9 protein-coding genes are annotated in these 12,572 nt (G+C 47.3%); 1 reads left to right on the forward strand and 8 read right to left on the reverse strand.

The annotated features are described in order from the left end of the window. Nucleotides 1-585: 585 nt before the first annotated feature. From D829_RS0122360 to D829_RS0122390, 7 genes are all read right to left on the reverse strand, one after another. Nucleotides 586-1,131: a GNAT family N-acetyltransferase gene (locus D829_RS0122360; RefSeq protein ID WP_017691145.1), complete on the reverse strand. Its 546-nt coding sequence runs from the start codon at nucleotides 1,129-1,131 to the stop codon at nucleotides 586-588. Nucleotides 1,132-1,182: 51 nt separating this feature from the next. After that, nucleotides 1,183-2,787 (reverse strand): response regulator, encoded by a 1,605-nt coding sequence (locus tag D829_RS0122365; protein WP_017691146.1) that lies wholly within the window; start codon nucleotides 2,785-2,787, stop codon nucleotides 1,183-1,185. Next, nucleotides 2,784-4,649 (reverse strand): histidine kinase, encoded by a 1,866-nt coding sequence (locus tag D829_RS0122370; protein WP_017691147.1) that lies wholly within the window; start codon nucleotides 4,647-4,649, stop codon nucleotides 2,784-2,786. The genes D829_RS0122365 and D829_RS0122370 overlap by 4 nt, the downstream gene beginning before the upstream one ends. Nucleotides 4,650-4,677: 28 nt before the next feature. Then, nucleotides 4,678-5,526 carry a carbohydrate ABC transporter permease gene (locus D829_RS0122375; RefSeq protein ID WP_017691148.1) on the reverse strand — a complete coding sequence of 283 codons (849 nt, stop codon included), beginning with the start codon at nucleotides 5,524-5,526 and terminating at the stop codon, nucleotides 4,678-4,680. Then, entirely contained in the window at nucleotides 5,523-6,473 is a 951-nt protein-coding gene (locus tag D829_RS0122380) for a sugar ABC transporter permease (protein WP_017691149.1), read from the reverse strand. Before D829_RS0122380 ends, D829_RS0122375 begins: the two co-directional genes overlap by 4 nt. A gap of 47 nt (nucleotides 6,474-6,520) precedes the next feature. Further along, a complete protein-coding gene (locus D829_RS31715; RefSeq protein ID WP_017691150.1) occupies nucleotides 6,521-7,861 on the reverse strand; it encodes an ABC transporter substrate-binding protein in 1,341 nt (446 codons plus the stop codon). A 248-nt stretch (nucleotides 7,862-8,109) separates the two neighbouring features. Continuing rightward, a complete protein-coding gene (locus D829_RS0122390; protein ID WP_017691151.1) occupies nucleotides 8,110-10,371 on the reverse strand; it encodes a glycoside hydrolase family 88 protein in 2,262 nt (753 codons plus the stop codon). A gap of 370 nt (nucleotides 10,372-10,741) precedes the next feature. Here D829_RS0122390 and D829_RS0122395 point away from each other — a divergent pair, with 370 nt between their 5' ends. Further along, entirely contained in the window at nucleotides 10,742-11,569 is an 828-nt protein-coding gene (locus D829_RS0122395; RefSeq protein ID WP_017691152.1) for a methyl-accepting chemotaxis protein, read from the forward strand. 155 nt (nucleotides 11,570-11,724) lie between these two features. On the opposite strand, the gene D829_RS0122400 is transcribed toward D829_RS0122395, so the two are convergent. Continuing rightward, nucleotides 11,725-12,543, reverse strand: coding sequence for an endonuclease/exonuclease/phosphatase family protein (locus D829_RS0122400; protein WP_017691153.1), 819 nt, complete (start codon nucleotides 12,541-12,543; stop codon nucleotides 11,725-11,727). Nucleotides 12,544-12,572 lie beyond the last annotated feature (29 nt).

Below are 12,572 nucleotides of genomic sequence, written 5' to 3' on the forward strand. Positions count from 1 at the left end.
CTCATTTGTGCTCCAGTCGACCCAAACCAAGGCTTGTCTCAAACTTTCGCGTTCATTCTGCAAGCAGAATGTTTACTCACTCGTTGTTCAGTTTTCAAAGATCAAACTTGTTTCGTTACCAAGCATTATTCTCCTCAGCAACTTTTATATCATAACACTTCCGAACCAACTTAGCAAGCTCTTTTTTTAAGTTTCTTTCGAAGCTTATTTGTTTTTCCTGCGGCACTTTGTTTCTCGTGTTTTTTTGGCCGGAAATAGAATATATCATATACACAACATAATTACTACTTGTAAAATATCCCATTAGAAAACTAACTATATATTTGATTCAATCTCTTCATAATCTCTTTTTCCAATGGCAATATCCTCTTACTATATCCTATATACACTCACCGGTCTAATCTATCTCAATATCTCAATATAGGTTGTGAACAGACTCATTCAACATCATTACATTCGTTCTATAAGATAAGAAACATAATACATCTACTCAATAACACTGCTACCTATTATGTCGGTATCAAATCTAATAATTAAACTCCATAAGCTGTGGGCTTATATCGATTGTACTCACTTTTTATGCTATTAGTCTCTGAACCTGCCCATCACTATCGTGTCGTGATACTGTCCATCCGCGTGTCGACGATCCTTTTTCAAAATCCCTTCGATCCCAAAGCCACTCTTTTCGTATAACTCGATTGCCTTTTCATTGGATGCCAGCACGTTCAACGTCATCTTCTCTACACCAGTCTGGTCTGCCCATTCTATCGACTTCTCCAGCAAGCTCTTGCCAATCCCATATCCCCAGAACTCTCGGGCTACACACACGCCGAACTCAACTTTATGGCAAAAGCGCTTCAGCTCTTTACCTTCACATCGGGAGTATCCCACAATCTCGTCCGCCACTACAGCAACAAGGAATAGATTCCGTGACTTCTCAGTGTCCAAATGGATGATCCGCCTAAACCCTGCTGCGTCGATATACGCCTCGCCCTCTTCACGATCCATGTTCTCGGTTTCCCCATCGATTTGTACACGTAGTGAAGACAAGGTCTCAGCATCCTTTTCCTCTGCCGATCTAATGGAGTAAGATAAGCCTTTAATGTAATATTCCTGCTGATCAATCATCATAAGAACCATACCTCCTCTTCCGCTTTGTATAATTACTGTACCTGTATCGCTCTACCCCACCTCAGACGGGCTCTTGCCCGTAAGCATTTTGAACACTTGGCTGAAATACGTCGCATTACGGAACCCCGTCATCTCGCTCACCTCATATACCATGTAATGTCCCGACTGCAACAGTTCCAACGCTCTCTGAATCCGGTACCCGTTCAAATAACTCACGAAATTCTCACCGGTCACCCTTTTGAACAGTTGACTCAGATACTTCGGATGTACGAACAGCCCCTTGGCTATAGCTTCAAAACTAATCTCTTCGGCGTAATGAAGCTCTACATACTGTTTCACCTGCTCGATAAGTTTATTGCTTTTCTTCTCGCCCATCTCCTTACGTATCTGTTCCAGCCAGTCGCAGATAATACGATCCATCCAGCTTACCAGATCATGCAAAGCATATTTCGATTGAATTTCACGCAGAAAATCACTCATCGCCAGCGGTGGCGCTAACATAGGGTGAAGTCGGTTCCAGCTATGCATCAATGTGTCAAACAGACTGACGGCCACAACCTGTACATCCTGTATCCCAACACATTTCCCCTCTTTCAGCAAAAGGCAAATATGATGCCATACCTCTTCCGCCAGGTCAGGTCGAATATCCGCCCAAGCCTCATTCCATTGACGAAGCAATAATGAATAATCGGTCACACTTGGTTCTGTATCCTCTGATGCTTCATAGTGGTAGATACGACTTCCACCTTGAAACTCTGCTGTTTCCACCGCTTCCCTGCTCTCGAGATAGGAATCTATCACCTCACATGGGTGACTTTTGGATCTTCCGATTCCAGCACTCACTTCAATTTTCAAATACGTAAAGATCTGATCGATCATTCGCTCCACAAGTGGCAGGCATTCCTCCAGATGATCTTTATCTCCTAATAGAAGCAACACAAATACCTGATCCGAATAATCAACAATCTCTACCTGACCATTCATTCGCGCTGCATGCTCCTTCACCGTCTCCTGAATAATATCGGCCGCCCCATAGCGGAGAAGCTGCCAATCCCGTTCTTTCATCCGTGTCAAAAATACGGGGCGATTCAGTTGCAGACTAATGGCGCGTGTCTGTGAGGACATATGAATGCCTATATAGTCCATGCGTTCTTTAGGCAGCTCGTCTGCCCGATATCGCGTAGTCAGCAGTTCGTGAAGAAATTGTTTGCGCAAATACGGAAGTACCCGTCCAACCTCCTGCTTGTACGTCTGCTCCAGCCGCTCATGCCGCTCTCGCACATCTTGTTCCAGTAACACCTCCCGCAGCACAGACTCAATCTCCTCAACCTCTGCCGGCTTCAGCAAAAAGTGATTCACACCCCAGCGCATGGCTGCCCGGGCGTTCTCGAATTCGTCATATCCACTAAGAATGATGATCGGCAGGTGGGGATGATCACGTCGTAACGTCTGTGTGATCTCAAGCCCGGTCATCCCCGGTAGATAGACGTCAGTCATAACAACATCTGGATGCATGCGGTGAAACAGGTCCAGCGCATCCAAGCCATTGGAAGCAGTGCCTGCAATGCTGAGGCCCAGAGAAGGCCAATCGATATGATCTGTTAATGCCTTTACAATATGAGGATCGTCATCAACAAGCATAATGGTCTTCATCATTTTTCACCGTCCAGCCATAGATTTAATTGCTCGTCGGTCTCAATACGCGGCAGCGTAATGGTCACTTCCACGCCACCTGACTCTCTATCGCTCAGTTGAACGCCATACCTCTTCCCACAATAAAGCTGGATGCGCTGATGTACATTCCGTACACCGATGCCACACGTCTCTTCGAGTTTCCACCCCTCCGGCAACCCCCGCCCATTATCCGTGATACGAATGACGATGTTCTCATGCGGGCCAATCTCTTCGTGCATAAGCACCTGAATTCGAAGTGTACCTTCTTCAGGGTGTCCGTGCATAACGGCATTTTCGATAAAGGGCTGCAAAATGATTTTGGGAATGTAACAACCGCGAATACGTGGATCGATCTGCTCCTGATATTGAATGGAGAACGGTAGCCGCTCTGACTGTATGTTGACGTAGCAACGGGCATGTTCCAACTCATCACGAACCCGTATAAACAATCTCCCTCCACTCAGTCCGATCCGTAACAGCTTACTGAGTTGTACAATCATGCGACTGATATCCTTGGCTTCGTAATCAAGTGCGCGCCAGTGGATCATGTCGAGGGTGTTGTATAGAAAATGGGGTTTGATCTGGGCCTCAAGCAAGCCCGTCTGGGCTTCACGCTTAGCCCGGCTCTCATCCTTCACCTGTTCCATCAGCGTCGTGAGCTGTGAAGCCATGTGATTAAAGCCATAAGCCAAATGGGCATATTCCTCCGTAAACGAAAGTTGCACCCGGGTATCAAAGTCACCTTTCTCCAGTTGTCTCATTCGCTTGATCAATTGTCGCAGAGGGCGGATGATCTGCCTTACAAACAGGTACGCAAGCACAGCCGAGCATAATAGTCCCAGCACCGCGATGCCGAGGATCTGCCAGCCCGCTTGTCTGAGCGGAGATAACAGTGTATATACCGGAATAGTCTGAACGAGGCGCCACTGAAGCATTGCTGGCCTGGAGTACAGCACCAACTGAGCACCTCCGGGTTGGCCGGAAACCACTTCGTATCCGTCTGCACCTGGTTGGACATGTTCCTGAATCCATGCACTATCTACAATAGAAGAAGATGGGTTTACAGCCTCACCCGTTTCTTGAATTTTACTCGCTTCATTTTTATCGCGCTGTACATTCTCCTCTACTGGATCAACTCTCCCCATCTGCATTACGACATTACCAGCCGTATCTACCAACAGGACTTTTCCATCAAGCACCATGGGTACATCGGCAAACCTGCGTACGATGTCCGCTCTGCTCAGTCGAATGAGCACATAGGCAACCGTTCCACCTCGACTATCGAAAATCCGTTGGGCGTATCCGACCAGGGATTGGCCTGATTCGTTCTCACGCAGCGGAACCCAAGCCGCATCAGCCTTTTCCAGCGTAGCAAACCAAGAGTCGTGTGCGATGGTGTCCAACGGAAATATGCGATCAGCCATAGTGACTGTCACTTCATTAAAGACATCCGTATACAGTTCTATGGAAGTGATGCCTTCACTCACGACCATGGTATGATCCAGGATTCGAGAGACCTCTCTCCGCTGGTGAATCTGTGCAAGTCTGCCTGTATCGGCCTTTTCGAGCAGATTGGACAGTTCCCGATTGCTTGCCAAACCATAGGCGGTTCCTGTTACTCCTGTGATGAAATCAAATCCCCGACGTGTACTTTCGTTCAGAAGAGCCAGACGTGCTTTGCTAATCTCGGCAAACGTGACCGCAGAGAAAGACTGATATGCCAACCAGACGACAACCGAGACGAGCAACAGATTAAACGCAATAAAGCAAGTCACCATCAACGTGGAGAGCTTGCTTTGTTGCAGCTTTTGATTAATAAATGAAGACCATCTTCCTTTCCCCATGGAAAAATCAACTCGTTTCGTCTTGGAATTACCCTTTGAGCCCAGAGGTCGCGATTCCTTCCACGAAGTACTTTTGACACACGATAAATACAATGAAACATGGCACCAACGACAACACCGACATGGCAAACATCGGACCCCAATCGGATTGAGAGCTGGAATCAAGGAACAAGCGCAGACCTAACGGCACTGTATATTTGCTCACGTCACTCAAGTAGATCAACTGACTGAAGAAGTCGTCCCATGTCCACAAGAATGTAAAGATCATCGTAGTGACCAATGCTGGGAAAGCCAGTGGTATGATGATTTTGGTGTATATTTTCACAGGACCGCATCCATCGATGGTAGCCGCCTCATCCAGCTCTTTGGGCAATCCCCGGAAGAACTGTACCATGAGGAAAATGAAGAAGGCATCGGTTGCCAGCCATTTTGGCACCACAAGCGGCAGATACGTATTCACCCACTCCAGGTGGTTGAAGAGAATATACTGCGGGATCAGCGTCACATGATGGGGCAGCATGATCGTCATGAGCATCAGGCCGAAGCAGATGGCTTTGAAACGAAAATTCAGTCGGGCGAAGGCATATGCCGCCATAGAGCAGGAGATGACATTGCCCAGCACGGCGCCAAGCGACAGGATGACAGAATTAGTCAGGAAGCGGGAGAACGGATTGCCCTGAATACCCGACCAGCCATTCATATAATTTTGCCAATTCCATTCTTGTGGCCAAAACCAGGTCTCTGTAAAGATCATATGTCCCGGTTTGAATGAGCTGCCCAGCATCCAGAGGATCGGGTAGAGCATGACAAAGGCGATACCTGAGATCAACACATGTTTGCCGACGACCCATGCTGTAGAGTTCCGTTGTCCAATCATGATTTCCCACCATCCTCATAGTGCACCCACAGCTTGCTGCTGCGGAATACGAGCAATGTAAATACGCCAATCAGGATGACCAGCACCCAGGCCATCGCGGAAGCATAGCCCATCTGAAAGAATGAGAATCCTTTTTTGTACAGATACAGAGAGTACATTAAGGTTGAGTTCACTGGTCCTCCGCTACCATTACTGATAACAAAAGCCTGTGTGAACGATTGAAAGGACGTAATCAGCTGCATCACGAGATTGAAAAAGATGACGGGTGACAGAATCGGCAACGTTATATAGAAGAATCTCCGCAGAGGCCCCGCACCATCTACCGCTGAGGCTTCATCATATTCAGGTGGAATCTGCTTCAAACCTGCCAGGAAAATAATCATGGATGATCCAAACTGCCATACGGATAACAGCACGATGGAATACAGGGCATACTTCGGATTAGCAACCCAATCGGGCGCCTTAATGCCCACCATGGCAAGCACACTATTGAGTAGCCCGTCCCCACCCAGCATTTTACGCCACAACATTGCAATCGCAACGCTACCTCCAAGCAATGTGGGGATGTAATACACCGTCCGGTAAATACCGAGCCCTCGAATCCCTTTGTTGAGCAACATCGCTACAAGCAACGCGAAAATCAATTTGACCGGTACGGATACAGCGACATACGTGAAGGTGACTTTGAGCGACTGGGTGAACAGTTTATCCGATGTAAACATCGTGGTGTAGTTATCCAGACCGACCCAGGAAGGGGCGGCCAAGATACTGTAATCGGTGAACGAAATGTACAAGGATACCAACATGGGACCCAGGGTTAGAAATAACAATCCGACAAGCCATGGGGCGAGAAATAGAAGTGCGGCTCCATTATGCGCATATCTCCGTTTGACTCGCCGGGTAGTTACACGCTTGATTCGGGCTTGACTGACCTGTGATGTCGTCATCTTCACAACCTCCCCGCAGAATTAGAAGTCTGAGACAGTTTCAATTATTATTGACTCGATCCAAGCGTAGCCTTGGCTCCTTCAATAAACTGGGCAATGACATCTGGAGTATTGCCTTGACCGAAGGCGATCTGCTCGCTTGCGCTCTTGAAACTTGTGTCCACTTCAGCAAATCCTTGCGGGTATGGCGGGTCAATCTCGCTGGAGTTCTTCGATACAATATCGATAAATTGGAAAATGGTTTGCTCCGCTTCCGGCAGCGTAGGCTGCATCTGTTCACGAATGCTGGAATTGACCGGCACCCCACGTTCAGAACCAAGAATAGCGGTTGCTTCTGGATCATTGACCATAAAATTAATGAACATGGCAACTTCCTTCGGATGTTTGGTTTTGCCATAACCGGATAGGAACTGGCCTGGCTTCAGATATTCACCGATTTGCTTTTCACCTACACCATGCGGAAGCACTTGGATGCCAAGTTTATGATCCTGATTTTTGTTCACCTGCTGGAATGTCAGCAATTGATTGGACCATGCAAAGTCCATGGCGGCTGTGCCCAGTGAGATCGGACGTGTCTCCAGCGCATTGGTTGTGGATGCTGTTATCTCTGCTGTGGTCACTCCACCGTTCTCGCGCAGTGCGCTCCACATATCGAACCATTGCTGAAGCTCCTCACTGGTAGCGGTCATTGTGCCACCGTCGAACAATCCTTTTCCGGATTGCCGGATAAACACTTCAAACATGTTGGTTGTACCTGAAATGTCTGCAGATCCATAGAACCCCTCACCTTTGGCTGCGGCAATCTTGGTTGCAATATCCCCAAAATCCTTCCATGTCCAGCTCTCTTGTGGTTCTTCGATACCTAATTCCTGAAATACGGTGGCATCATAGATGACACCCGGTGCGTTAACTCCGAGGGTAATCGCATATAATTTATCGTCAATCGATCCGGCTGTAATCATGCTCTGATCATGGTCCTCTGTCCGCAGCTCTTTGCTCTCTGCAAACGGGGTCAGGTCAAGCAAGGCACCACGCCGGGCAAAGTCAGTCAGAAATGCGTAATCCATCTGGATGATATCTGGTGCATTCGAGCCAGCTACCTGTGTAGTCAACTTGTCAAAATAACCGTCCCAACCGGAGTATTCAGGTTTAATAGTGATTCCCGGATGTTTCTCTTCAAACAATTGGATGACTTTGGTCGTCAGATCATGTCTGGTCTGTGATCCCCACCAAGTCATGCGCAGTTCAATCTTGCCTGATGAATCTCCTTCACTTCCACTTGCTTCTCCAGAAGAAGATGGTGTATCGGTGGCCCCTCCAGAACAGGCTGTAGCGAACAATAACAGGGACAGGCAGAACAGGGTTACCCACTTTTTGGTGATCATCATAAATGAATTTCCTCCCCTTTTCACTTCTGTGGAATCGCTTACAAAACCTATTGTATCGGTCCATTGCTGTACATTACATAAACAAAAGTAAGCTTTCCTGTCAAAAAAGTAAGGAGTTGAAGGAATCAAAAACCACCGGGAATAACATTCCCGGCGGTGATGTTCCCGTCTCAGATATAATTACGGGTATACAACCGTATTACGTGGAGTAGAAGACAACTTGTTGTATAGGAACGATAGTACGAAAATCAGACCTCGGTGGTCTGTCGGGAATGTGAGACTGCAGGTGAAGACACCCTGTGCTCAGCCAGATGTTTCTTCATTTTTGCCACTTCGGTCCCTGCCAGCATCATAATGCCTATTCCGTGATTGTCATTAGTGACGGTACGCAAGTCCTGATCATAATACTCTGCCGTAAACGCATATCGTGATCCGCTGCACACGCCATGGACATTCCCTTGACGATCAATCGCTTTGCAGATGAGTCCCTTCCAAGCCCGCTCGGCAGCCGTGACGTAAACTTCAGGGTCTTTGAACCAGCCAAAGCGTACACCTCTCGCAAAACCATAGGCAAACATCGCCGTGCAGGAGGCTTCTTCATACGTCTGTGGAACATTCAGCACCTGATGCCACAAGCCACTTTCCCCTTGAAGCGCTGCGTACCCCTCACACAGCTCATTGAAGAAATTAATTAAGGCTGGGCGCTCAGGATGCTCTGCTGGCAAAGCTTCCAATACCTCCGTCAAGGAAAACAGTGTCCAGCCATTTCCCCGTCCCCATGGGATCTGCGTTGCCTGTCCGTATTTGAAATCATACACATGGGACATGATCTTAAACTCAGGCATAAACAGATACTTCCGATACAGTGAAAATTGTCTGGCGGCTTCATCCAATGCGGCTGAGTTGCCTGTCACCCGTGCATAACGAACGAGAAACGGCGTGCTCATATAGAGGTCATCTGCCCACATGGTATTCTCGGCATACTCCCCTACACATGTGCGATAAAATGCCCCATCCTCCTGCCGTTCCAGGCGGGAAAGCATGAAATCTGCAATCCGTTCAGCAATCGGAAGAAACGTTGGTTCATGACACTCTGAATACGCTTCCAGCATGGCTGAACCAAAAGAACCGCAGTTATCCAGCATTTTCAGCATGACCAATTGTTGATTGACTGCCGGAAAACCATACTGCTCCCGATCCCATAATGAGTACTCATACATCTGGGTACAAGCCTGCACATGCTCAGCCGCATAACGTGTAATGTCCGGTCTCTGCAAATAACGCCCTGTCCGTAATAGACCATATACAGTGACACCCAATGGATAATCCCAGCGACCATAATTGGTCACACTGCCCACTGTCCATTTGTTGCTTAACATGGCATTTTCATAATAAGGTCTGATCCAAGCATCTGGTCGATCTAAGCGCCAATACGTCTGTTCTAGCCCCGTTTGGTACACTCGGTCTGTTCGGGTAAGATCCTGCAAATCCGGTTCAACCTCCGACTCAAAAGGTCCGACATATAACCAAGACTCTCCAGTAGCACCGTGCACACGCTGAGGAAGTTCCAGTGAAAGTGGCTTACCCGAAACGGTTGCGTTCAGATTAAAATGCCAAGGTCCCGCCGTAGCGTCGCATTCACTTCGGACAAGCAGGTCACTCCGTCCAAAAGAGGCTGGTACATTCACCTCGAACGGCCCCGCATCCTTCACTTGCGCCACAGGCTTGCCGCTAATCCATATACTTAGAGAACCGGAGGATTGACCTGACAACCGAACCTGACTTCCGGTTGAATCGTTATTGTTCAGATGGGTCCAAGCATATGCATGCTTTCCAGGAAGATTTCCGAATATTCGTTCGAAGGCTGGCTTGGTTTTATCTTCATCAGACCAGCCTGTCTCAGGCAGCCAGTTCAAGCTGTAGTCTGATTCTTTTCCAAGCAGGTCTGGTTGCTTACTCGCGGCCGGGTTCGGTTGGGAGAATATCCACCCCGCTTGCCCCTGTCTCTCCTGGAATGGAGCAAATATATTCAAAATGCGCACTTTACCTTCATCTGACCCAAATTGGCAGCCGAAGCCGGCAGGCGTGTTTTTCATTTCCAGCCAAATGGTGTTCCAACCAGGCTTGATGTCGATGCTGAGCTTCACCGTTGCATCAGGACTAATCTCATCCATTACGGTAGAGCGATAGACCATCTGCTCATTGAAATAGAAACGAACAGGCCCATAACAGCGGACCAGTACATCCAGATTCCGGTCCTCATCCCCCCAGACCAGCGCAGCTGCGTAAGACATATGGTCTTTAGGTGCATCAGGAAAGCGTTTACCTAAATTCAGATCATAAAGCCCTTTTTCATTTTGCAAAATACCAGACTTCTGGAATACCCGATATACAAAATCAGCCTGCGCATTGGCTCCAATATACCTCTCGGCCAGTACCTTCAACACCTGATCCTGATCTTCTCCAAATCGGTAATACATGCTCTGCGGTTCACTGAAATAGGTCGTCATCGATGGCACACATCCTTCTTCTGTTGAAATAAAGTCTTATATCATAGCATTCATACCGTCCACACTAGAGCACCAAACTAATATGCAGTAATAAAGTATAGCGCTTAACCTAGGTGGGTAATCCCCTTACCGGGAAATAGGTATGTCCCTTGGTTATCTTCTGAATAGCCGAATAATAATCCCAGTATAACTGACATGTTCGGTGGTGGCTACAGATTTTTGATTACGCTTACAATTATATCGGATTTAGTCGCCTTTTCTCTCTAGGTTAACTTAAATTTAAACAATGGTTTAAAAACGAGAAAACGTTACCGATATAAATACTAGATTGAAAAATTCCACTTTTTGTATCGGGAAGGAAAGATGCACATTGAATACTCTTGAATCTCTGGTAAATGCTATGCCTTTTGTTAGCCAAATGTTCCGTGACGACATATCCATATCCATTAATGATCATGAGAAAGTATTGTATTTTTCCGAAGCAAAAAGTCTGGAGATTGGCGTGAAGGTTGGGGATGAGCTGCATGATGATTATAAACATTTCAAAATGCTGACTAACAGAGATTCCCGTACCGTGGCACGCATGCCTGGTGATCTGCAGGGCAGACCTTTTGATGCCATTCTAATCCCTATTAAAGAGAACGATCAGGTCGTGGGTATATTGGGTGTGAACTACGCACTGGATAGTCACATGACACTGGAGACGCTGATCCGTGAAAATGAAACAACCATTAATGCGCTCGTCGGCGGCATTCAGCAGATTGCGGCACATTCCGAAGAACTCTCCGCGACATCGGAAGAGATTCTGCGCAACTCCAAAAAAGCTTCAGAGAACTCGGTCAGTGTAAGTAAAGTAACAAACGTCATTCGTGAAGTATCGGAACAAACCAATCTGCTTGGACTAAACGCCATGATAGAGGCAGCCCGTGTGGGCGATCAGGGAGCCGGCTTCGGTGTGGTTGCCAGTGAAGTACGAAAGCTGTCAGATCATACGAAGCAAGCAGCAGCTGATATCGAATCATCCCTAGGCAGCGTGCAAGATTCCATGAAACATATGGAGCAGGAGATCGGTCAGATTACAACCGCAACAGTGGATCAGGCCAAGCTTGTTACCGAGTTCATGGAAAGTATCGAACAGCTTAGTGAGACAAGCGCGAATCTGAAAAAGTTTGTACATCAGATGCTGGCGCTCGAATAACAATACAGTTCCACAACAGAAAGAACAAACGATATGAAATGTACATAACAAATGATTTAGAATGTGAAAAGCCTCCGGCCACTTCCCTTTACAGGAAGTCAGCGGAGGCTTTGTTTCGTATTTGCGGTGATATCACCTTTATGGTCGAATGGCGGTTATATCTCCACAACGACGCCAAAATGGTCGGACACGACCGGCCCGTTTTTACCGTTCAAGACCACGGTGGAAGATTTAGCCTGAATCGGACGATTGGAGAAAATATAGTCGATCCGAAGATCGCGTTTGTTATCTGCCCAGCCGGCAATGGCCTTCACTACGGTTGCTCCTTCATCCTTTTGCAATGCTGTGGTGTACAGGTCATTCCAGCCTTTGCTCATCATATAATCATAGCCTTCCCCACGTACTTCCGCGACATTATTGAAATCACCCATTATATATAACGGCTGGTCCATGTAGGGGGCAAGCTTGCTCTCCGTCAACTCCCACTGTCCCTTGAAAGGTTCCTGCGCATCATCCCACCAGTTGTAGTGTCCATTCACAAACCAGGTTGCTTCACCTTGGACGACCATCTGGATTCCCACAATTTTGCGTGTACGATAGTTGTTATAATCCCGCATGTGGGACACGTAATCCCCAAAAGCCTGCTTAATCGGCGTCCGGCTAAGGATCGCCAGTCCTTCATCGTATTTTTGAAACCCGACATGCGCGGGAATCCACGTCCAGTAATATTGCTCTGTCAGCTGCTGAAGCAGGACGTAGGCATAGTTGTCTTTTTTAATCACAGCGTCGGATTCAGTAACAAAATAAGTATCCAGTTCTTCTTCAGAAAGCGCCGCTTCCTGCATGGATTGGTTGACCTCCTGCATGGAGATCACATCGAATTGATGTGTATTAATAAAATCAGCCAGCTGACTGATCTTGTTCAGTTGATCCTCTTCCGCCCAAGCATGTGTGTTTAACGTAAGTATTTTCATATGCTCTCTCCTGTTGTTTGTAATATGAC

It is taken from the genome of Paenibacillus sp. PAMC 26794 (assembly GCF_000316035.1).
Lineage (GTDB): Bacteria > Bacillota > Bacilli > Paenibacillales > Paenibacillaceae > Paenibacillus.